Source organism: Williamsia deligens (assembly GCF_024171765.1).
Classification (GTDB): domain Bacteria; phylum Actinomycetota; class Actinomycetes; order Mycobacteriales; family Mycobacteriaceae; genus Williamsia_A; species Williamsia_A deligens.
The window spans coordinates 1,501,828-1,522,411 of sequence record NZ_JAMTCI010000001.1 but is presented as its reverse complement, the minus strand read 5'-3'; the positions used below and the strand labels follow the sequence as shown (position 1 = coordinate 1,522,411).

Below are 20,584 nucleotides of genomic sequence, written 5' to 3'. Positions count from 1 at the left end.
GGTACGGGCATCACCGATGTCCACCACACCCCAGTCCGGGCCGTCGTCGGACGACGTCCGCATCGTCGCCGACCCCGGGCCGCCCAGTGCCACCGTCGCGAGCATCCGCGACCGTCTCGCCCGCGAGCTGCAGGACGCGCTCGGCGTCGTGTCGGTGACCGTCGACAGCGAGCCGCTCACCCTCGATCCGGAGGGCGGCCTGATGGTGCCCGAGCTGATCGAACGGACCCACCGCGACTCGTCGGCGGCCGTCGTCGTCACCGAGTTCCCGCGGCTTCGCGGTCGTCGGGAACTCATGGTCGAGATCGACCACGACGCGGCCACCGCGCTGGTCTCGCTCCCGGCGCTCGGGATCGCGCCGCGTCGTCGGTTGGTGGCCGTCATCGTCGACGCGATCCGACGCCTGCGCGACGAGGAGGCGACCCCGCGGGTGCGCGGCGCGCGGTGGTACCCCGGCGACACCGACCACGCCGAGTACCTCGCCACCCGGTCCACCCTCGGACGCAGCCGGATCGTGCTCGGGATGGTGCGCGGCAACCGGCCGTGGCGACTCATCCCCACGTTGACCGGGGTCATGGCAGCCGCCGCGGCAACCGCCTCGTTCGGTGTCTTCTACTCGTCGATCTGGGCGATGGCGAACGCCCTGAGCCCGTGGCGACTCGCGGGGTTGTCGGTGCTGTCGATCGCCGTGATGACCGTGTGGCTCATCGTGAACAACAGGTTGTGGGAACGCCGGGGCGAGCTCCCCCGGTACCGGGCACGGCTGTACAACGCCGCCACCACGATGACGATCGTCCTGAACGCCGCCGTGCTCTATGCGGGGCTGCTCGTCGTGACCCTGTGTGCGGCCATGGCGGTCATCGACGAGGGGTACCTCGCCTCCCAGATCGGCGGCGACGCCGGACTGCGGGGATATCTGTGCCTGGCGTGGCTCGCCACGTCGATGGGCACCGTCGCCGGGGCGGTCGGGTCCAGCGCGGACAGCTACGACGACATCCTCGAGGCGACCTACGGGTACCGCGAGCGGGCGCGGCGACACCGGGAGCAGTCGGCGGGGGAGTGAACAGGCCCGGGGGCCCCCGGGGGAGTAGACAGGTCGCACGTGTCCGCGGGCAGGAGGATCGATGGCTGAGGTGACGATCAGGGCCGACGAACTGGCCGCACGGCTGGCGTCGCCGAACCCGCCGGTGGTGCTCGACGTCCGCTGGCGGCTGGGTGACGACCGCGGTCGCGACCGTCATCGGGAGGGCCACATCCCCGGTGCGGTCTACGTCGACCTCGACACCGAACTCGCGGGACCGCCCGATCCCGCGGCCGGGCGGCATCCGTTGCCTGACATCGCCTCCCTGCAGGCCGCCGCCCGTCGATGGGGCATCCGCGACGACAGCACCGTCGTCGCCTACGACGACAACGCCAACCAGGCCGCCGCGCGGGCGTGGTGGCTGCTCCGGTGGGCGGGACTGGACGACGTGCTTCTCCTCGACGGGGGTCTGCCCGCATGGCAGGAGGCGGGCCACGACATCCGCGCCGGCGACGAGGCCGCGTCCTCGGTCGGCACGGTGACGCTGGAGCCGGGGCATCTGCCGACCCTCGGGATCGACGAGGTGGGGGCGTTCCGCGGAACGCTGCTCGACGCCCGCGCCGGGGAGCGGTACCGCGGTGAGGCCGAGCCCGTGGACCCCCGCGCCGGTCACATCCCCGGCGCCATCAGTGCGCCGACCGCCGAGAACGTCGACGGCACAGGCCGATTCCTGTCGGCGTCGGACCTGCGCGCCCGTTTCGCGACGGTCGGCGTCGACCCGGCGACACCGACCGCCGTCTACTGCGGCTCCGGTGTCACCGCCGCGCACCAGATCGCCGCACTGGCGATCGCCGGCATCGACGCGACTCTCTACCCGGGGTCGTGGTCACAGTGGTCGTCGGATCCCGACAGGCCCGCTTCGACAGGACCCGACCCGCGCTGACGGGTTCTCAGGCCGTCGGCCAGTCCGCTGTCTCCGCCGCCGCACGGTGCGTCTGTCGGAGGAAGGCGAGCAGTGTCGCGTCGGGGTCGGCGGATTGTCGGACGAGGTGGTACGGCAGTACCCATTCGCCGAGCGCGCCATCCCAGAATGCCGGTGCCTCGACGGCCGGATGGGTGTCGTACCCCTCCGGATGGGGATACGCGTAGGAGTAGAAGACCCCCTCCTCGGCGCCGCCCGGCCAGAAGCCCGCGCTCGACACCTCGTCGCTGTAGGCCTCGTACATGACGTCGTCGGGGCAGTTCGGGATCCCACCGGGGTGCAGTGGTGCCGGGCGCCCGGAGAAACGGGTGACCGCGAGATCGAATGCGCCCCAGAAGAAGTGCACGGGGCTCGACTTCCCCCGGAACTCGCCGCGGAAGCGGGAGAACACCCGGTGCGCGTCGACGAGCAGACGCCAGAACGCCGCGACGGCCTCGGCGTCGTAGGGGCGCTCGGCGGTGTCGTCGGCGAACGGCGTGACCTCCGGCAGCTCGACAGGCGAGCCGAAGAGGTCCACCGCGATGCCGAGTTCGCCCAGGTGACCCAGGTACTCACCGTAGAAGTCGGCGACCGATCGCGACCGCAGCGGCATGCGCCGGACGTCGCCGTCGGTGGTGAGGAACACCACCTCGTGGGTCAGGAAGTCGAACCGGATCTCGAGGGCCCTGTCACCCACCGGCATCAACGACGTCGTCAGACCGGTCGCGTCGACGTAGAGCGTGACCCCCCACCAGTGGTTCAGCGGCGGCGCCAGCGCCATCCGTGTCTTGCCGACGATCTGCGACCACAGATGCACGGCATCACGAGTCCCCACCCAGTCGTCGACGCGGAGGGAGGGCCAGGGCTCGACGGCCACCTCAGGACCGGAAGAACTCGAGCAGGTCCGCGTTGATGGTCGCGGCCTCGGTGGTCGGCATCCCGTGGGGGAAGCCGGGATAGGTCTTCAGCGTGCTGTTCGGCAGCAGCTCGGCCGATCGGACGCCGGTGTTCTCGTAGGGGACCACCTGATCGTCCTCGCCGTGCAAGACCAGGGTCGGGATCGTGATCGACCGGAGGTCCTCGGTGAAATCGGTCTGGGAGAACGCGACGACGCCGTCGTAGTGGGCCTTCGCCCCGCCGGTCATGCCCTGCCGGTACCAGTTGGCGATGACGCCCTCGGACGGCGTCGCGCCGTCCCGGTTGTAGCCGTAGAACGGTCCCTCCGCGAAGGTGCGGAAGAAGTCCGCGCGTCGGGTGGCGACCTGCACCTGGATGTCGTCGAAGACGCTCTTGTCGATCCCGTCCGGGTTGCTCTCGGTCTTCACCATGATCGGCGGCACCGAGCTGATCAGGACGGCCTTGGCGGCGCGATCGGAACCGTGGCGGGCGAGGTAGTGGGCGACCTCGCCGCCACCCGTCGAGTGGCCGACGTGGATCGCGTCGGTCAGGTCGAGGTGGTTCACGACGGCGGCGAGATCGTCGGCGTAGTGGTCCATGTCGTGCCCGGAGTCCACCTGCTCGGATCGGCCGTGTCCGCGACGGTCATGGGCGACAACGCGATAACCGTTGGCGAGGAAGAACATCATCTGCGCGTCCCAGTCGTCCGAGGACAACGGCCACCCGTGGCTGAAGACGACGGGCTGACCCGAGCCCCAGTCCTTGTAGAAGATCTCGACGCCGTCACCGGTGGTCACTGTCGGCATTCTCTGTCCCTTCGCTGGGTCCACGCGCTGTGTCCGTCACACCGTAGAACGGACAGCTCTGTCACGCCTGACGAATCAGGCACCGCCGGCCCTGTCGGCCACGGCGACGTACGACCGCTGGACGACCGAGTCCGGGATCGTGTGCGCGCGTGCGGTCTCGATGGCCTCGTGGTCCGATGCGGTCCATCGGGTCTGTGTCTGGGTGACGTACTGCGACCACGACGGGACCATGAAGTGTTCGAGCATCGCGTCCGCGTCGGACTCGCTGCGGAACAGGCCCCAGTGGTAGCCACCCGTGCGGCGTCGGGAACGGCCGACGGCCGCCATCGCCCGGACGAACTCCCGCTCGTCGCCGGGACGGATTCTCCAGGTGACGGTGACGAGCACCGGGCCGTCGTCGGGGTCGACGTCGAAGACGACCGTGGGCGCGGGCCATGCCGTCGACACCGCACGGTCGAGCGTTCCCGTCTCGGCCCGCAGCGGCAGGACGCGGACGCTCGCCGCGACGAGGACGAGGAGGCCGGCGGCCACGGCGAGCGTCGGGCCGAGGCCGATCGCGTTCGCGACCAGGCCCCACAGGAACGAGCCCACGGCCTGCGATCCCATGAACACCAGCAGGTAGACCGACATGGCCCGGGCGCGCACCCACGTCGCCACCGACAGCTGCACCGCTGCGTTGAGCACCGTCAGCGTGCCGATCCACGCGGTTCCCGCGAGGAGGAGGAGCGGCACCGCGGCCGCGAGCGGCAGACATCCTGCGGCGACGACGCCGGCCGCATACAGCAGCGCGGAGGCCGCGAGGATGGTGTTCGCGTCGAACCGCCGTCGCGCGCGCGGGATCACCACCACCCCGGCGACGGCACCCACACCGAGGACACCCAGGATCGCGCCGTACCCGGTCGCACCGAGGTGCAGATGTTCCGACGACGCGAGCGGGAGCAGCGCCCACAGCGTTGATGCCGGGAACGCGAAGATCGCCGACCGCAGCATGATCCGACGGACGATGGGCGCGGACCGGACGTAGCGCAGGCCCGAGACGATCGCCGAACCCGGCGACTCACGACCGACGGCACGGTCGGTGCGCGGACGGTGCCACAGGACGAGCGCGCCGATGACGGCGACGTAGGAGACCGCGTTGAGCGCGAACACGGCTGTCGGACCGGCGACCGCGACCACGACGCCGCCCAGCGCCGGACCCACCGCCCGGGCGGCGTTCACGGTGACGCTCCCGAGCGAGGAGGCGGCGGGGATCTGTTCCCGCGGGACGAGCTCGGGTTGTATCGCCTGCCATGCGGGTGACGTCAGGGCCGAACCACAGGCGAGCAGGAAGGTCATCGCCAGAAGCGAGACCGGGCTGAGGACCCCGACCCAGGCGATGGCCGCCAACGCCGCCGCACCGAGCACCGAGTAGACCGACGTCGCGATCAACAGCCGACGACGGTCGACGAGGTCGGCGAGAACCCCGGCGGGCAGCGACAGCAGAAGGGTGGGCGCGAGTCCCGCTGTCTGGACCAGCGCGATCATGGTCGGGCTCGCACCACGGTCCACGAGGAACCACTGCGCGCCCACCGTCTGCATCCACAAGCCGATGTTGGACACCAACTGGGCGATGAACAGGTTGCGATACACGGCATTTCGGAGGGGTGCCCAGGCCGACGTGCTGTCCACGGCTGAGAACTGTAATCGCGGCCGGCGTGTTTGGCCGAGGCCGACAGTGGGCATGCGTGAGGTGACCTCGACGAACGGAGAGAAGCATGGCCACGGGCAACACGACGGTGTGGGTACCTGTCGACGACATGGACCGCGCGGTGCGGTTCTACAGCGAAACGCTCGGTCTGTCGGTGAAGTCGACCGGATCGGACTGGTCCGAGATCGACGCGGGGACCATGACCATCGGTCTGAACGCCCGCGAGGGGACCTCGCGGAGCGGGGACGGTGGCGGCGCCGTCATCACCTTCCAACCCGACGGGACCATCGACGACGAGGTCTCGGCGTTGCGGGACAAGGGCGTCGACTTCCCCGGCGGCATCAGCGACCACGACTGGGGACGCATCGCCCCGTTCGCCGATCCCGACGGCAACGACCTGCAGATCTACTCCCCGCCGAGCTGACCGTCCCGCCGACCGGTCGCGGCCTCAGGCCCGGCCGGTCGGCTTCAGGACGACCTCGGTCGGATGGGCGTCCGCGGGTGTGGTGACCGCTGCGACGACGGCCGCGGCCACCGACTCCACCCGCAGGAAGCGGCTCGCGTCGTACTCCTCGCCCTCCATCGCGACGATGTCGCGCTGCATGTCCGTGTCGATCCGACCCGGGTAGATCGTCGTGACCCGCAGCAGCGGTTCCTCGTGTCGGAGTGCGTCGGCGAAGGCCCGCACCGCGAACTTGCTCGCCGCGTAGGCGCTCCACCCGGGCTTGGCATCCCGGCCCGCGCCGGAGTTGATGACGATCACGTGGCCACCCGCCTCCCGCAGCGCGGGCAGCAATTGACGCGTCAGTTCGGCGACAGCGATGAAGTTGACCTCCATCATCGCCCGGTACTCGTCGGGGTAGGTGTCCTCCACCGGACCGATGGACCCGACGCCCGCGTTGTGGACGAGCACGTCGAGGCCGGTGATCGCCTCGGTCGCCGCCTCCATCTCGTCGTGGTCGGTCAACTCGACCGGGAACGTCGACGCCCCGTCGAGCTCCGTTGCCAGCGCGTCCAACTCACCGCTGGGGCGTCCGCCGAGGAGCACGTCATGGGTGGGGGCGAGAGCGCGGGCGATGGCGGCACCGAGGCCGCGGGACGCGCCGGTGACGAGAGCGGTGGGCATGCCCGCGACAGTACCGACGCGTCACGGGCGTCAGCGTCGGGCGAGGTTGACCAGGAACTCGACGGTGCCGGTGTCCTGCACCTGCACGAATCCGAGGTTCGGGGCCTCGACGCCGTAGTCGGCCCATCGGACCGGGACGGACCCCTGCACGATCACCGAGTCACCGGACCGCGCCACCTTCAGCTCCGTGGTCACCGGTCGGCTGCGTCCCTTGATCTCCATCGTCCCGACCGTGCGCACCGTGGCGGGCGCGCCGCTCGCCGACACACCCGAGAGGTCGACCGGCTCGGTGACCCGGAAGGTGGCTGTCGGGGACTGTGCGGTGTTCATGATGTTCTCGCCGCGGAAACGGTTGTCGCGCGCGGACTCCGGGCTCCGGATCGACGCGACGTCGACCGTGATGGTGCCCTCGGAGAGTCGGTTGCCGGCGACCTGCACGGTGCCGGTCACCTGCTGGGTGCGGCCGTTGACGGTGATGTTCTCGCCCCGCAACACCTCGTCGACGCGATATCCGGCCTGGGTGCGTGCGTCCTCCGAGGTGGGGCCGGCGACCACGCCCCACGTGCCGTTGACGTCGACGGTGGCCGCACTCGTCTGCGACGGCAGCGCCAGTTCGGCATCGGCGTCACCGGCGATCCAGTTCTTGTAGACCCACGGCCCGGCGACGACCGCCACCACGGCGATCACGACGACGATCCCCGCCACCCACAACAGCTTCTTCCGCATCGACGTGCGCCTCCCGCATCCTGGTGAGGCACCGAGCGTACCGACGATGTCCGATTCGGGTCGGCGGGCGAGATCCCGGCGGGAACCCATCAGCCCGTGAAGCGCGACAGGATGCTGTTGACGGCCTGCGTGACGGTGACGCGGTCGAAGCTCTGGACGAAGTCGAAGGTGCGGTCGAGATCGGGTCCGTTGTCGTGCAGATCGCGGGCGGACAGCAGCGCGGCGTAGTGCGGTCCGAGGACGGCGACCGTCCACTCGTTGACGAGGTCGTCCTCGGGCTCGAGGGGCGCGTGCTGGACGTTGCCCTCGATGCGGTCCTCGAGGCCGACGCCGTAGACACCTGCGAACCCCGTCGCCTCGGACAGCAGATGCCACCGTTTCGAGGTCTCGGTGGTGAAGTGTCGCTTGTGTTGGAAGGTGCCGATGACGATCATCGAGTGCCCGACACCGGCAGCCTGGGCCTCCAGCGTCTTGCTCATCTCGATGAGGAGTTGTTTCGTGCCGCGCCGCGGGCGGACTCCCTGCGAGGCGATGGCGTACGGCGTCGGCAGGTCGGTGCGCGGCGTGTTCCAGACCGGTGTCTCTGGCAGCGGGACGACGGGCCCGTCGATCATGCCGAGGGGATCCGTGGACGCCGGGTAAAGCGCACCCACCCCGTACGACGCCCCGACGGTCAGCGCGGCCTCGCGCAGGTCCTCGGTGTCGACGCCCTCGGCGACGATCACCGCGTGGCTGCGTTCGACGTACGCCTGCAGCGCGTTCGCGAGATCGGCCATCTCCGGTTCGACCATGCGTGCCAACAGTTCCCGGGGCGTGATGATGATGTCCGGTTCGATCAGGGGGAGCATCGCGAGGGCGTTGTCCGCCGATCCCATGTCGTCGACACAGATGAGGCGCCCGAGTTCCCGGGCTTCGACGATGGTGGCCAGGCAGCGGTGGGGGTGGGCGATCACGTCGTCCGGTGACACGCACACGACGACCTTGCTGAGCGGGTGCAGGTCGGAGTCGGTGAAGGTCGAGGTGATGTCGAGGTCGATCGACACCAGCAGCGGCAGTGCATCGGCGACGTCGACCGCGGTGGCGACGCCGGGAGCGGCGGACGGGGTGGCCGACCGCACCGGCATCTGTTGGCTCATCAGGCTCGCGGCGCGGAGCAGGTCCTCGGTCTTGCGGATACGCGTGTGACCGGAACCCCGTAGTCGGAGTTCCGCGGCCGCGAGTGCCCCATCGGACAGTCGCCGAACCGGCGCGAACTGCATGACTCCCTCTCGATCACGCTGACGTACATGGCGCGCCGTGAGCGCGTTGTCGTGCCCGGTCGCCTCAGGCCACCGACTCGGCCGGGGCCTTGTCAGCGTGCTTGCGGACGAACAGTGACCGGTCCCACGGCTGTGTGGTCGGCGCCCCGTACTGCATCCGGCGGAGTTGATCGGCGAGGGCGGTCACGGTGTCGACCCGCAGGATCAGCATCATCTCGTGCGCCCACCGGTTCACCTCGTCCTCGGCGACGTCGAGGGCGCGGGCCGTCTCGGCCAGCGAATCGCCACTTGCCACGTGATCGGCGATCGACTTCATCTCGGTCATGTCCTCGACGGTAGGCAGTCGACCGCGTGATCCCCACCCACAGCGACAACAGCCGCCCGATCGTGTCGGAGTAACGATCGAATAACGAGAATTCGCCGTGTGCACATCGGCCTTCAGAGGCCCTGACGAGCGCCGATGGCGGCCGACGGTGAGAATGGCGGGCGTGGCGAACGTGGGCTTCACCTCCACGCAACTGGCGGCCCGTGCGGCGTACCTCTTGCGCGGCAACGACCTGGGCACCATGACGAGTGCTGCGCCCAAGCTGTACCCGCACATGTGGAGCTGGGACGCGGCGTTCGTCGCGGTCGGACTGGCCCCGTTGAGCGTCGAACGCGCTGTCATCGAGATGGACACGTTGCTCTCGGCGCAGTGGAGCAACGGGATGATCCCGCACATCGTGTTCGCGAACGGTCGCGACGGGTACTTCCCCGGCCCGGCGCGGTGGGAGACCGCCCGACTGGCCGCCCATGCTCCGACGTTCGTCGACACCTCGGGCATCACCCAGCCCCCCGTGCACGCGATCGCCGTGCAGCGCATCCTCGACCACTCCCGTCGGCGCGGTCGCACCACCCGTCAGGCCGCCGACGAGTTCATCGACCGCCGCTGGGGCAACCTGGTGCGCTGGCACCGGTGGCTCGCGCACGCGCGTGATCCCCAGGGCCGCGGTCGGATCACGCTGTTCCACGGCTGGGAGTCCGGCATGGACAACTCGCCCCGGTGGGATGCGGCGTACGCGAACGTCGTCGTCGGCGACGACCTGCCGCCGTACCGCCGGGCCGATCTCGACCACGTCGACGACTCGGCGATGCGCCCGAGCGACACCGAGTACGACCGGTATCTGTGGCTGGTCGAGCAGATGAAGCGGGCGCACTACGACGACGAGAAGCTCCCGGCCGTCATGGATTTCGCGGTGGAGGACGTGTTCGTCAGTGCGATCTTCGCGGTGGCGTGCGAGGTGCTGGCGACGATCGGTGAGGACTACGCCAAGCCGCGCTCCGACGTCCGCGATCTGCGCGCGTGGGCGGACCGCTTCCGCGCCGGCGTCGTCGCCGCGAGCTCCGAGCGCAACGGGATGGCGCGCGACTTCGATCTCCGTGCCGGGCGGTGGATCACCACCGAGACCATCGCGGCGTTCGCGCCACTGCTGTGCGGCGGGCTGCCGCGTGACCGCGAACGGACGCTGGTGCGGGTGTTCGACGGTCCGCGCTTCTGCGGGCACCCGGATCTGCGCTACGTCGTGCCGCCGTCGACGTCACCGATCTCCCCCGACTTCCGGCCCAAGGAGTACTGGCGAGGTCCGGTGTGGCCCGTGATGACGTGGTTGTTCTCGTGGGCGTTCGCCCGGCGTGGGTGGCCTGAGCGTGCGGTCCGCCTGCGTGACGAGGGGCTTCGTCAGGCGCAGGACGGGTCGTTCGCCGAGTACTACGAGCCCTTCACCGGCGAGCCACTCGGCAGCATGCAGCAGAGTTGGACCGCGGCGGCGGTGTTGGACTGGCTCGACTGACTCAGCGCGCGCCGGTCGAGACCGACGCGAGGGTCATGTCCACGACGACGCCGACGTACCTGTCGTCGTCCGCGGACTCCGTGCCGTGGTCGTGCGCGAACAACACATGACTGAGCACCGCGCCGGTGAGCATCTCCAGTAGCAGCGTGATGTCGGTGTCGGTGGGCAGTTCCCCCCGGGCCACCCCGCGCCGGACGATGTCGCGCGTCGTCGTGAAGCGGCTGCGGCTGATGGTGTGCGTCAGCGGCTCGAGGAGATCGGGGAAGGCTCGCGCGTCCACCGCCACCCGGATCGCGACCATGCCCGACCGGGATCGGTATGTGGACAGCAGCTGCCGGGCCAGCTCCATCAGGTCGCGGCGCAACGAACCCGTGTCGATCGAATGCGGCAGGGGCGTCGTCCGTTCCAACGCGCCCACGAGGAGAGCAATCTTCGTGGGCCACCGTCGGTAGATCGCCTCGCGGCCCACCCCTGCCGTTCGCGCCACCGCGTCGACGGTGAACCCGGCCCACCCGGTGCTCCAGTAGACCGCCTCGACCGCGCCGACCACACGGGACTCGATGTCGGGATCACGGGGTCGGCCGCGTCGGGGATTGGGGGTCGACGACACATCTCGATGATGGCAGCACTCTCGCTGCGCCGACCGTTGACTTTACGGACATGAGCTGTCTGTAATTGTCCGACATCGCGACGTCGAAGGGGACGATCCATGCGGCACCGAATCCGGCACCTCCTCGGCATCGTCGGCGCGGCCACGGCTCTCGCCACGATGGCGACGCTCACGACGGCCCCCGGTGCGTCTGCGAGTCCGGCCACCGTCCCCGCGCCGGCCGGTCCGTGGGGCTCGTTCTACGACCCGCCCGCCGTCCTGCCCGGCACCGCGCCCGGCGACGTGATCCGTCAGCAGCCGTTCGCCGTGCCGCTCTCGGTGCCCACCGGCGACGGCACCTTCCCGGGCTCGGCGCGGCGGATCATGTACCGCAGCCTCGACGAGCACGATCGCCCTGTCGCGGTGACCGGCACCTACTTTGAGCCCAGCTCTCCGTGGCGGGGCAGGGGGCCGCGCCCGCTGGTGTCCCTGGCGTCCGGGACCATCGGCGCGGGTCGACAGTGCGCCCCGTCCATCGCGCTGCAATCTCTCGTCCAGTACCGTCCGCCCATCGACGCGTCGATCGCCTACGAGCAGATCGCCGTCGACTACCTGCTGTCGCGCGGGATGGCCGTGGTGTTCACCGACTACCTGGGCCTCGGGACGCCCGGACCGCACCCGTACGCGAACAGGGTCGACTCCGCCCACGCCGTCATCGACGCCGCTCGAGCAGCCGTACGACTGCCGCGGACATCGCTGACGTCCGCCAGTCCCGTCGCGTTCTGGGGGTACTCCCAGGGCGGCCACGCCGTCGCGGCCGCCGCGGAGCTGCAACCGGCCTACGCCCCGGAGATGCGGCTTGTCGGGACGTATTCCGGCGCACCGCCGGTGCAGCTGGCCGACACCCTGGCCCGGGCCGAGGGCAGCACGCTGATCGGAGCGGTGGGGTACTTCCTCAACGGTGCCGTCCGGACGAACCCCGAGATCGAGCCGGTCCTGGAGCGGGTGTTGAACGCGAGCGGTCGGGCGATGATGCGTGACACCGCGAACCAGTGCGTCCTGCAGACGCTGGGTTACTCGTTCCAACGCTCGTCGCAGTGGACGAAGAGTGGTGGCTCGCTCGGCACGGCGGTGATGAACGACCCGGTCGGGCGCCGAGTCGTGGAGGAACAGACGGTCGGTCGGCTCACACCGACATCGCCGGTGCTGCTGTCGTCGAACGTCAACGACGACGCCGTCCCGACCCGCAACGTCCGGGTGTTGGCCTCGACGTGGTGCGGCCGGGGTGTCCCCGTCACGCTGGATCTGATCCCGTTCCCGCCGTTGCTGCCCGGCACAGCTGTCGGACACGCGCTACCGGAGATCACCAACGTGCCCGGAGCCGCCCGGTGGGTCGAGGACCGCTTCACCGGGGTGCCGGTACCGCGCTGTCGCTGAACCAGGCCACCGGCCTGCCCGGTAGGTCGGTCGGTCGAGGACACTCGGACGATGACCGACAGAGATCTCAGCTTCCGCATCGGGCACGACGAGTTGATCGTGCGTCAGCGGTGGGAGGCGGCGAGCATCGCCAACGACTTCCTCATCGCCGTGTGGTTCGTGATCGGCAGCATCCTGTTCTTCTGGGAGTCGACGACCTTCGCCGCGACCTGGTTCTTCCTCATCGGCAGCATCCAGTTCCTCGTTCGACCGGCCATCCGCCTCAGTCGGCGGTTCCACATCCAGCGGATTCGCGGCGGGTCGGCGCAGGCCGACGTCGGCGATGACTACTGAGCCCCGCGAGTAAAGGAACTTTTACTCTCACCCGTTCGTCAGCTGCTCATGGACCCTCTCCCGGCTGAGATGCTGCACGCGTGATCATCCTCGAGATCCTCTTCGGACTGCTGGTGGTCGTGGTCATCACCGCGTTCACGGGGTACTTCGTGGCGCAGGAGTTCGCGTACATGGCCGCCGACCGCTCGCGACTGGGCGCGGCGGCAGACGCCGGCGACGGTGCGGCGGCGCGCGCGCTGACCGTGACCCGCCGGACGTCGTTCATGCTGTCGGGCGCGCAGCTGGGCATCACCGTGACGGGACTGCTCGTCGGTTATGTCGCCGAGCCCCTGATCGGCCAGGGTGTCGGCGACCTCCTGGGCGGGATCGGCGTCGGCACCGCGGTCGGCGTCACCATCGGCACGATCGTCGCCGTCGTCGTGTCGACCGGCGTGCAGATGGTGTTCGGTGAGCTGTTCCCCAAGAACCTCGCGATCGCCCGGCCCGAACCTGTGGCGCGCCGCCTCGCCCGCTCGACGAATCTGTATCTGTCGCTGTTCGGGTGGCTGATCTGGCTGTTCGACCAGTCGTCGAACCTGCTGCTGAAGGCCCTGAAGATCGAACCGGTCCACGACGTCGAGCACTCGGCCACACCCCGCGACCTGATCCACATCGTCGCCGCCTCGCGGGCGACCGGTGAGATCGACGACGACACGTCGACCCTGCTCGACCGCATCCTCGACTTCCCCACGCGCACAGCGGACCACGCGATGGTTCCCCGGCCGCGGGTCGACGTCGTCCCGGCGGAACTGCCGGTGGCCGAGGTGCGTGCGCGGATGGCGACCGGACACACCCGGTACCCGGTCCTCGGAACGGACCACGACGACCTCCACGGAATCGTCTCCCTGCACGACCTCCTCGACCACTCGACGAGCGGTACCGCGTCGGACGCCGCCCGTCCCGCTGTCGCCGTACCGACGTCGCTGCCGCTGCCGGACGTGCTGCAGGAGATGGACACCCGACGCGTCCAGATGGTCGCCGTGATCGACGAGTACGGCGGATTCGCGGGCATCCTCACCCGCGAGGACATCGCCGAGGAACTCCTCGGCGACATCGCCGACGAGCACGACGCGGTGGTCGCCGCACTCCGGTCGTCGACAGAGTCGTCGTGGACGGTCCGGGGCGACCTCGCGGTCGACGAACTCGAACGACTGGTCGGCCACAGGTTGCCCGCGGGAGACCACGAGACCGTCGCCGGAGCGATTCTCTCGACGCTGCAACGGTTCCCCCGTGCGGACGAGACCGTGATCGTCGACCTGGAACCCGACCCCACCGAGGCCGCGCGGACCGACGACCACCCGCGGTACCGCCTCGCGCTCACCGTGCGCGAGGTGCGACGGAGGGTGCCAGCCGTCGTGGATGTCGACCTGCGTGAGGGATCGGAGGTCCTGCGATGAGCATCCCCTGGGTCATCGTCGCCGTCAGCGCCCTGCTCATCGCGGCCAGCGCGTTCTTCGTCGCGGTCGAGTTCGCACTCATCGCCGCGAAGACCCACCGACTGGCGGAGGAGGCAGCGACCAGCCGCTCGGCCCGCGCCGCGGTCCGGAGCGCGACCGACCTGTCGGTCCTCCTCGCCGGCGCCCAGCTGGGCATCACCGTGTGCACCCTCGCGCTCGGTGCGGTCACGAAACCTGCTGTGCACTATGCACTCACGCCGCTCATCGAGGGATGGGGCGCGCCCCTGTGGGTGGCCGACGTGGCGGGGTTCGTCCTCGCCCTGATCATCGTGACGTTCCTGCACCTCGTGGTCGGCGAGATGGCGCCCAAGTCGTGGGCCATCGCGCACCCCGAGAAGTCCGCGATCATGCTGGCGTTGCCGATGCGGGCGTTCCTCGTCGTCACCCGACCGTTGCTGCTGTCGCTCAACACGATCGCGAACTGGTTCCTTCGCCGCGCGGGTGTCGAACCGGTCGACGAGACGTCGTCGGGCCAGGACCCCGCGGCGCTCCGGCACCTCGTCGAACACTCCGGGACGACCGGCGCCCTCGACGAGGAGTACCGCGGGCGGCTGCTCAGCGCACTGGACCTGCAGCAGCTGACCGTCGCCGACGTGCTCGGGGAGCGGGACCGTGAACCGGCCCAGGTCGACATCGATGCCTCGGCGGCGCAGATCCGTTCTGCCGCGGCCGCATCCGGACACCTCCGACTGCTCGTGCGATCCGGAGGCGCCCCGGTGGGCATGGTGCATGCCCGCGACGCCGTCGCGGGTCCCGCCGATGCGACCGCAGGCGACCTGATGCGCCCGGTGGTGCGGGTGGCACCCCAGGAACGTCTCGAGGACCTGCTGCACACCATGCGGTCCGATCGGACTCATCTCGCAGTGGTCATCGACAACGAGACGACGCTCGGTGTGGTGACGGTGACCGACGTCGCCGACCGGATTCTCCGTGGCACGGAGCCGGCGGTGTCCTAGACCGTCGTGAATCCGCGGTACGGTCGGCTCGCCGATCGACGAGGAGGACACCGTGTACCGACCCACCGTTCGCGCCGCCACCGCCACGTGGCTGGCAGGGACCTCCGTCGCCCTCGTCGTGCAGGGCGTCTTCCCGGACAAGTTCGCCGACACCACCGCATGGGGACGCAACGCCGGTTGGCAACGGGAGATCGCCATCTGGAACCTCGGCACGCTCGTCGCCGGTGGTGCGATCGTCGCCGGCGACCAGGACCCGGTGCGCGCGCAGTTGCGGGGGCTCGCGGTGTTGTCGACGCTCTTCGGCGTGAATCACGCGGTGGCGGCAGCGCAGTCGGGCGGCAAGCCCGGGAACATCGCTTGGGCGGTGATCAACGGGGGCGGATTGGTCTCCGCGCTGGCCGCGCTGGCCGGTGACCGTCCCGCACACCGCGGCTGATCCTCAGACGCCGATCGACCCGTCCTTCTTCCAGATCGCCACGACCGAGGGACGCGGTTGACTCGACCCGCCGTCGGGCCAGTTCGACACCGGATTCGCGACGGTCGCGTCGTCGGTCTCGCCGGGGTGCTGGACGCACACGAGGACTCTTTCGGATCCGATGATCGGGCCACACGTCTCGGCGCCCTTCGGGACCGTCAGGAACTGCTTCGTCTCACCGCGGTTCGGTCCGTCGAGGGCCACGGCGAACAACCCGTCGTTGCTTTTCAACGCGTTGCCGTCGGTCGAGATCCACAGGTTGCCGTGCGGGTCGAACGCGACGTTGTCGGGGCACGAGATGGGACTGACCTTCGTCTTGTCGAATCCGCCGTAGTAGGTGTCGGCGGCCGCCGGGTCGCCGCAGACCAGCAGCAGTTCCCAGGTGAACTCGGTCCCGGCGTGGTCGTCGGTGATCTCGAGGATTTGCCCGTTCTTGTTCTCGTTGCGCGGATTGGGCTCGTCGGCAGCGGCTTTCCCGTCGGTCCCGCGCTTGCTGTTGTTCGTGAGGGCGCAGTAGACCTTGCCGGTCGTCGGGTGCGGCTCGATGTCCTCGGGGCGGTCCATTTTCGTGGCGCCGGCCTTGTCCGCCGCGATGCGGGTGAACACCGCGACCTCGGCGGCTGACATCCCGTCGATCCGCGATGTGGCCTTCCCCGACTCATCGACGGTCAGCAGGGGCACCCAGCGGCCGCCGCCGGCGAACTTCCCGTCGGTGGGCAGTCGCCCGGATCCGTCGACCTGCTGGGGGCTGTCGCCGGTCAGCACGGCGACGTACAGCGTTCCCTCGTCGAGGATGCGCAGGTTGCTCCGCATCGCCGACGATCCCGTGCCCGGTCGCACTTTCCGCGACGAGACGAACTTGTAGATGTACTCGAAGCGCTCGTCGTCACCGGAGTAGGCGACGACGGTCCCGTCGTCGGTGACGTGGATGGTGGCCGACTCGTGCTTGGTGCGACCTAGAGCCGAGTGCTTGATCGGCGTCGACGACGGGTCGTGGGGATCGACCTCGACGATGTACCCGAAGCGGTTGGCCTCGTTGGGGTTCCGCGCGAGGTCGAAGCGCTCCTCGAACCGACCCCACTGGTGGTAGTCGGCATCGTCGTCGAAGCTGTACCGGTCGAGGCGCTCCTTCGCCGTCGGGTCGGTGACCGACGACGCCCCGCTGAAGTAGTTGGGGAAGTTCTCCTCACCGGAGAGCATGGTGCCCCACGGCGTGATCCCGCCCGAACAGTTCCCGATGGTGCCGAGGATCCGGGTACCCGCGGGATCCGCCGACGTGCGCACGAACTCGCTCCCCGCCGCGGGGCCGGTCAGCGTGAACGGTGTGGACGCGGTGATCCGTCGATTCCGTTCGTTCACAACCGGGGTCAGCTTCCCGGACCCGGATTCGGTGCGCACCTCCACGACGGTGATCCCGTGCGCGGCCATCGAGACCCGGGCCTGGTTCTCGGTGGGTTCCTTCGACCGGTAGTCGGGGAACATGAACTCCTCGGTCGTGTACTCCTGGTTGCAGACGAGGTGGAAGCGGTCGGCCTGCCCGTCGACGGGGATCAGTCCGGCGAAGTCGTTGTTGAAGCCGAACTGCTTCTCCTGGGCCTCGGGGGTCTGTGCGGCGAAGTCGAACTCGGGCGCCCCGGGGAGCACCGGGTCACCCCACCGGATCACCACCGACTGCTCGTACCCGTCCGGGACGACGACCGCGTCGCGGGTGTTCGGCGCGACCGCGGTGAAGTCCATCCCGGTCCCCGTCCCGGTGCCCGTGACAGGGGGTGTCTGTGGCGCGGACGAGGTCGACCCGCTGTCCCCGCATGCTGCGAGCACCGATGCTGCGCCGACCCCGATCGCCGCGGTCGCGGTACCCGTCAGCACCGACCTGCGCGAGACCATCGATCGGACGACGTCGCCGAAAAAGGCGTTGTCACTGGTGTTGCCCGGCTCCTGCCAGCAGGCCTCACCGCACTTGTACCTGCACGTGACGTGCGCGCGACTCGACGATCCCGCGCGAGTGCGATCCGAGGTGAACAACGGCAGGGCGATGCGGACCACGCAGTACTCCAGGGCTGGGGAGGGACGGTGACCCGCGAACGCTACGTGCGTGAGGTAAAGTCCCCTCCAGCGTGGAGTAAACGAATGGCAAAGCAGCTCGTCATCGTTGCGCCCGGGGACCCCGCGCGCCGCGTCTCACCGGTCAGCGGAGGGTGTACTCGTCGTCGGTGACGGGCTCAAGCCACTCGACCGCGTCGTTCTCGTCGTCGGATTCGTTGATCGCCAGGTGCACCATCAACCTGTCCGCGGTGGCTCCGTGCCAGTGGATCTCGTCGGCCTCGAACAGCACGCGGTCGCCCGGCCGGATGACCTCGATCGGTCCTCCACGACGCTGGCAGAGTCCTACCCCCTCGGTGACGAACACAGTCTGCGACAGAGCGTGCCGGTGCCAATGCGTCCGAGCGCCCGGCATGAAGTGCACCATGCTCGCCGACACGCGTGAGGGCGGTGGCGATGCGGCGGCGGCATCGACGTACACGTCGCCGGTGAACCAGTCCGACGGGCCCTTGGTCGTCGAGACGGCGCTGTCGCCGGTGCTGCTTCGGGTGATCTTCATCGTCGCTCCTCCTGATGTGTCATCGCTGTCACCGCTGCACGGTGACAGTGATCGGGCCCGGTGTCCGGGCGAGTTCTGTCAGATCGCCGTCCAGGCGTCCCAGGATCACGATGCCCTGGTGGTACGACTGATCGCCGTAGTAGAGGACGAGATCGTTGCCCGGTGCGTAATAGCCGAGGTCGCCCGAGTCTGGGTCCGCGCCGGACGGCTCGTCGGATGTCGTCAGCGGTCGGGGAAGCCGACCGGTCTTCTCCACGCCTCCGTGGTCGCTCATCTCGATGCTCAGGGGCAGCTGGGACAACAGATCCCGCACGGCAACGGTGTCACGCAGGGTTGCGGAAAGTCGCACCCCGCCGGCGGTGATGACCAGTCGCTCGGCGGCGACGGTCGGTGGCACCGCCGAACTCGAACCCATCGCCCTCGATGCTCGGGCGACCGTTTCCCCTTCCCCGGGGCGGACCGGATTGTCGGGCGCGGCGCATCCACCCATCATCGTCCCGACCGCGACCAGGACACCTCCTCGCCGCAGCGCCGTCGCGAGTCTCATCGGGCCACGTACCCACCGTCGACGGGCAGCGCGACGCCGGTGACGTAACTCGCGGCAGAACTGCACAGCCAGAGCACCGCTGCCGCGATCTCGTCGGGGCGGCCGAGTCTGTCCATCGGGATGGCTGCTGTCATCGCGCCGTCCTCCAGCGCGCCCTTCTCGAGCATGTCGGCGACCATCGGGGTGTCGATGGTGCCGGGGCACACCGCGTTGATCCTGACCCCACGCGGGGCGTATTCCAGTGCCGCACTGGAGGTCAGGCCGATGACGCCGTGTTTCGTCGCGTGGTACGAGGCCAGCCCGGGGTTACCGACGAGGCCACCGAGCGACGAGCAGTTCACGATCGCGCCGCCGCCCTGCGCGCGCATCTGCCGCAGCTCGTGTTTCATGCACGCCCACACGCCCCGGAGGTTCACAGATGCGACGCGGTCGAAGTTCTCGGCGGGCTCATCTGCCACGTCGATTCGGGGCACCTGTATGCCCGCGTTGTTGAAGGCCGCGTCGAGCCGCCCGTACTCGTCGACCGTGCTGCGCACCAACGCGGCAACCGATTCCTCGTCCGCGACGTCGCAGGTCACGGCGAGCACGGTGTGTCCGTCGGCGCGGAGGCTGTCGACAGCGTGGTCAAGGGCGTCGGCGTCACGGTCGGCCAACACGACCGCGGCCCCCTGGGTGGCGAAGGCGGCGGCCGCGGCAAACCCCACACCCTTCGCGGCGCCGGTGACCAGGGCGACCTGTCCGGTGTAGTCGTAACTGATCATGGGGTGACCAGCACCTTCAGCGAGGTGCGGTCGGCCATGTCGCGGTATCCGCCCGGGACACCATCGAGATCGGTGGTGGCGTCGAACACCTTCCCCGGTTCGATCGACCCGTCGAGGATCGGGGGCAACAACTCCTCCATGTAGGCCCGGCTGGGTGCTGGCCCGCCGGTCAGGGTGACGTTGCCGCCGAAGAGGCTGGCGAATCCGATCGGGGCGTCGTCGTACTGAGGGACACCGACCCGGCTGATGGTCCCGCCGACGCGCACGACGCCGAACGCCTGCTCATAGGCCGGCAGGTGACCGACCGCTTCGAGGACCACATTCGTACCGAACCCGCCCGTGAGGTCCCGTACGGCGGCGACGCCCTCGTCGCCGCGCGCCGACACCACGTCGGTGGCGCCGAATTCGCGACCCAGGTCAGTACGTGCCTGATGGCGTCCCATGAGGATGATCTGCTCGGCACCGAGGCGCTTCGCCGACAGGACTGCGAGCAGCCCGACCGCGCCGTCGCCGACAACGGTGACTGTTGAGCCCTGTCGAACACCCCCGCGGACGGCGGCGTGGTAGCCGGTGCCCAGGACATCGGAGATGGTGAGCAGCGACGGGATCAGGGCCGAGTCGGCCGCGACGGGGAGCGGGAACAAGGTGCCGTCGGCGAGGGGGACGCGGATGGCCTCGGCCTGACCGCCCTCGCCCGGGAGCCCGTCCCAGAACCCACCCTGCTCGCATGAGGTCTGCAGGCCTGCCCGGCAGAACTGACAGGTCCCGTCGGAGAACGCGAACGGCGCGACCACGAGGTCGCCCGTGCGCAGGGTCGTGACCTCCGCACCGATGTCCTCGACGATCCCGATGAACTCGTGCCCCATGTGCGCAGGTCCGTCATCCGGCGACATCGATCCGTAGGGATGGAGGTCGCTGCCGCAGACACAGGTCGCGGTGATGCGCACCAGCGCATCGGTCGGCTCGGTGATGGTGGAGTCACGAACCTGTTCGACGCGGACATCGCCGGCGCCGTACATCAGTGTTGCCTTCATGACGTTTCTTCCTTTTCGGTGGAGGAGTGGGCTGCTCTGTCG

The 20,584-nt window shown here is 69.5% G+C and carries 22 protein-coding genes; 9 read left to right on the top strand and 13 right to left on the bottom strand.

Translation table 11 applies throughout. The features are described 5' to 3' along the window. Positions 1-16: 16 nt before the first annotated feature. Together LX14_RS07410 and LX14_RS07405 are read left to right on the top strand one after the other, a co-directional pair. Entirely contained in the window at positions 17-1,063 is a 1,047-nt protein-coding gene (locus tag LX14_RS07410; RefSeq protein WP_253646593.1) for a hypothetical protein, read from the top strand. Positions 1,064-1,124: 61 nt separating this feature from the next. After that, positions 1,125-1,964: a sulfurtransferase gene (locus tag LX14_RS07405; protein WP_253646592.1), complete on the top strand. Its 840-nt coding sequence runs from the start codon at positions 1,125-1,127 to the stop codon at positions 1,962-1,964. A gap of 7 nt (positions 1,965-1,971) precedes the next feature. Here LX14_RS07405 and LX14_RS07400 read toward each other — a convergent pair whose 3' ends face one another. The 3 genes from LX14_RS07400 to LX14_RS07390 all read right to left on the bottom strand — a co-directional run bounded on the left by LX14_RS07400 (position 1,972) and on the right by LX14_RS07390 (position 5,353). Beyond that, a complete protein-coding gene (locus LX14_RS07400) occupies positions 1,972-2,859 on the bottom strand; it encodes a DUF5996 family protein (protein WP_253646591.1) in 888 nt (295 codons plus the stop codon). A gap of 1 nt (position 2,860) precedes the next feature. Next, entirely contained in the window at positions 2,861-3,685 is an 825-nt protein-coding gene (locus tag LX14_RS07395; protein WP_253646590.1) for an alpha/beta fold hydrolase, read from the bottom strand. Between the two features lie 75 nt (positions 3,686-3,760). Beyond that, complete coding sequence (locus LX14_RS07390; protein ID WP_308214080.1) at positions 3,761-5,353, bottom strand: MFS transporter; 1,593 nt, start codon at positions 5,351-5,353, stop codon at positions 3,761-3,763. Between the two features lie 86 nt (positions 5,354-5,439). Between LX14_RS07390 and LX14_RS07385 the strand changes: the two genes are divergently transcribed. Next, complete coding sequence (locus LX14_RS07385; RefSeq protein ID WP_253646588.1) at positions 5,440-5,796, top strand: VOC family protein; 357 nt, start codon at positions 5,440-5,442, stop codon at positions 5,794-5,796. Between the two features lie 24 nt (positions 5,797-5,820). Here LX14_RS07385 and LX14_RS07380 read toward each other — a convergent pair whose 3' ends face one another. From LX14_RS07380 to LX14_RS07365, 4 genes are all read right to left on the bottom strand, one after another. Continuing rightward, on the bottom strand, positions 5,821-6,498 hold the full coding sequence (locus tag LX14_RS07380; RefSeq protein WP_253646587.1) for an SDR family oxidoreductase: 678 nt from the start codon (positions 6,496-6,498) through the stop codon (positions 5,821-5,823). A gap of 30 nt (positions 6,499-6,528) precedes the next feature. Further along, positions 6,529-7,224 carry a YceI family protein gene (locus tag LX14_RS07375; protein ID WP_253646586.1) on the bottom strand — a complete coding sequence of 232 codons (696 nt, stop codon included), beginning with the start codon at positions 7,222-7,224 and terminating at the stop codon, positions 6,529-6,531. Between the two features lie 89 nt (positions 7,225-7,313). After that, positions 7,314-8,483, bottom strand: coding sequence for an EAL domain-containing protein (locus tag LX14_RS07370; protein ID WP_253646585.1), 1,170 nt, complete (start codon positions 8,481-8,483; stop codon positions 7,314-7,316). A 64-nt stretch (positions 8,484-8,547) separates the two neighbouring features. Continuing rightward, positions 8,548-8,808 (bottom strand): hypothetical protein, encoded by a 261-nt coding sequence (locus LX14_RS07365; protein WP_253646584.1) that lies wholly within the window; start codon positions 8,806-8,808, stop codon positions 8,548-8,550. A gap of 163 nt (positions 8,809-8,971) precedes the next feature. On the opposite strand from LX14_RS07365, the gene ggh reads away from it, so the two are divergent. Beyond that, complete coding sequence (ggh, locus tag LX14_RS07360; protein ID WP_253646583.1) at positions 8,972-10,312, top strand: glucosylglycerate hydrolase; 1,341 nt, start codon at positions 8,972-8,974, stop codon at positions 10,310-10,312. A gap of 1 nt (position 10,313) precedes the next feature. On the opposite strand, the gene LX14_RS07355 is transcribed toward ggh, so the two are convergent. Beyond that, positions 10,314-10,922 (bottom strand): TetR/AcrR family transcriptional regulator, encoded by a 609-nt coding sequence (locus tag LX14_RS07355; RefSeq protein WP_253646582.1) that lies wholly within the window; start codon positions 10,920-10,922, stop codon positions 10,314-10,316. Positions 10,923-11,021: 99 nt separating this feature from the next. On the opposite strand from LX14_RS07355, the gene LX14_RS07350 reads away from it, so the two are divergent. The 5 genes from LX14_RS07350 to LX14_RS07330 all read left to right on the top strand — a co-directional run bounded on the left by LX14_RS07350 (position 11,022) and on the right by LX14_RS07330 (position 15,559). Further along, positions 11,022-12,338 carry a lipase family protein gene (locus tag LX14_RS07350; RefSeq protein WP_253646581.1) on the top strand — a complete coding sequence of 439 codons (1,317 nt, stop codon included), beginning with the start codon at positions 11,022-11,024 and terminating at the stop codon, positions 12,336-12,338. Between the two features lie 51 nt (positions 12,339-12,389). After that, positions 12,390-12,671 (top strand): YrhK family protein, encoded by a 282-nt coding sequence (locus tag LX14_RS07345; RefSeq protein WP_253646580.1) that lies wholly within the window; start codon positions 12,390-12,392, stop codon positions 12,669-12,671. A gap of 80 nt (positions 12,672-12,751) precedes the next feature. Beyond that, a complete protein-coding gene (locus tag LX14_RS07340; RefSeq protein WP_253646579.1) occupies positions 12,752-14,107 on the top strand; it encodes a hemolysin family protein in 1,356 nt (451 codons plus the stop codon). Then, a complete protein-coding gene (locus LX14_RS07335; RefSeq protein WP_253646578.1) occupies positions 14,104-15,123 on the top strand; it encodes a CNNM domain-containing protein in 1,020 nt (339 codons plus the stop codon). Before LX14_RS07340 ends, LX14_RS07335 begins: the two co-directional genes overlap by 4 nt. Positions 15,124-15,175: 52 nt before the next feature. Continuing rightward, on the top strand, positions 15,176-15,559 hold the full coding sequence (locus tag LX14_RS07330) for a hypothetical protein (protein ID WP_253646577.1): 384 nt from the start codon (positions 15,176-15,178) through the stop codon (positions 15,557-15,559). A gap of 3 nt (positions 15,560-15,562) precedes the next feature. Here LX14_RS07330 and LX14_RS07325 read toward each other — a convergent pair whose 3' ends face one another. From LX14_RS07325 to LX14_RS07305, 5 genes are all read right to left on the bottom strand, one after another. Further along, positions 15,563-17,644, bottom strand: coding sequence for a PhoX family protein (locus tag LX14_RS07325; RefSeq protein ID WP_253646576.1), 2,082 nt, complete (start codon positions 17,642-17,644; stop codon positions 15,563-15,565). Positions 17,645-17,786: 142 nt separating this feature from the next. Continuing rightward, on the bottom strand, positions 17,787-18,200 hold the full coding sequence (locus LX14_RS07320; RefSeq protein WP_253646575.1) for a (R)-mandelonitrile lyase: 414 nt from the start codon (positions 18,198-18,200) through the stop codon (positions 17,787-17,789). A 28-nt stretch (positions 18,201-18,228) separates the two neighbouring features. Continuing rightward, complete coding sequence (locus LX14_RS07315) at positions 18,229-18,615, bottom strand: cyclophilin-like fold protein (RefSeq protein WP_253646574.1); 387 nt, start codon at positions 18,613-18,615, stop codon at positions 18,229-18,231. Positions 18,616-18,743: 128 nt separating this feature from the next. Further along, the gene (locus LX14_RS07310) at positions 18,744-19,508 is read right to left on the bottom strand and encodes a glucose 1-dehydrogenase (RefSeq protein ID WP_253646573.1); all 765 of its coding nucleotides are present in this window, start codon (positions 19,506-19,508) and stop codon (positions 18,744-18,746) included. After that, positions 19,505-20,542: a zinc-binding dehydrogenase gene (locus tag LX14_RS07305; protein WP_253646572.1), complete on the bottom strand. Its 1,038-nt coding sequence runs from the start codon at positions 20,540-20,542 to the stop codon at positions 19,505-19,507. The genes LX14_RS07310 and LX14_RS07305 overlap by 4 nt, the downstream gene beginning before the upstream one ends. Positions 20,543-20,584 lie beyond the last annotated feature (42 nt).

Excerpts from the sequence above, each read along its gene's own strand:
- LX14_RS07410 (WP_253646593.1), top strand. The coding sequence starts at position 17 with ATGTCCACCACACCCCAGTCCGGGCCGTCGTCGGACGACGTCCGCATC.
- LX14_RS07405 (WP_253646592.1), top strand. The coding sequence starts at position 1,125 with ATGGCTGAGGTGACGATCAGGGCCGACGAACTGGCCGCACGGCTGGCG.
- LX14_RS07395 (WP_253646590.1), bottom strand. The coding sequence starts at position 3,685 with ATGCCGACAGTGACCACCGGTGACGGCGTCGAGATCTTCTACAAGGAC.
- LX14_RS07385 (WP_253646588.1), top strand. The coding sequence starts at position 5,440 with ATGGCCACGGGCAACACGACGGTGTGGGTACCTGTCGACGACATGGAC.
- LX14_RS07380 (WP_253646587.1), bottom strand. The coding sequence starts at position 6,498 with ATGCCCACCGCTCTCGTCACCGGCGCGTCCCGCGGCCTCGGTGCCGCC.
- LX14_RS07375 (WP_253646586.1), bottom strand. The coding sequence starts at position 7,224 with ATGCGGAAGAAGCTGTTGTGGGTGGCGGGGATCGTCGTCGTGATCGCC.
- LX14_RS07370 (WP_253646585.1), bottom strand. The coding sequence starts at position 8,483 with ATGCAGTTCGCGCCGGTTCGGCGACTGTCCGATGGGGCACTCGCGGCC.
- LX14_RS07365 (WP_253646584.1), bottom strand. The coding sequence starts at position 8,808 with ATGACCGAGATGAAGTCGATCGCCGATCACGTGGCAAGTGGCGATTCG.
- LX14_RS07350 (WP_253646581.1), top strand. The coding sequence starts at position 11,022 with ATGCGGCACCGAATCCGGCACCTCCTCGGCATCGTCGGCGCGGCCACG.
- LX14_RS07345 (WP_253646580.1), top strand. The coding sequence starts at position 12,390 with ATGACCGACAGAGATCTCAGCTTCCGCATCGGGCACGACGAGTTGATC.
- LX14_RS07335 (WP_253646578.1), top strand. The coding sequence starts at position 14,104 with ATGAGCATCCCCTGGGTCATCGTCGCCGTCAGCGCCCTGCTCATCGCG.
- LX14_RS07320 (WP_253646575.1), bottom strand. The coding sequence starts at position 18,200 with ATGAAGATCACCCGAAGCAGCACCGGCGACAGCGCCGTCTCGACGACC.
- LX14_RS07315 (WP_253646574.1), bottom strand. The coding sequence starts at position 18,615 with ATGGGTTCGAGTTCGGCGGTGCCACCGACCGTCGCCGCCGAGCGACTG.
- LX14_RS07310 (WP_253646573.1), bottom strand. The coding sequence starts at position 19,508 with ATGATCAGTTACGACTACACCGGACAGGTCGCCCTGGTCACCGGCGCC.
- LX14_RS07305 (WP_253646572.1), bottom strand. The coding sequence starts at position 20,542 with ATGAAGGCAACACTGATGTACGGCGCCGGCGATGTCCGCGTCGAACAG.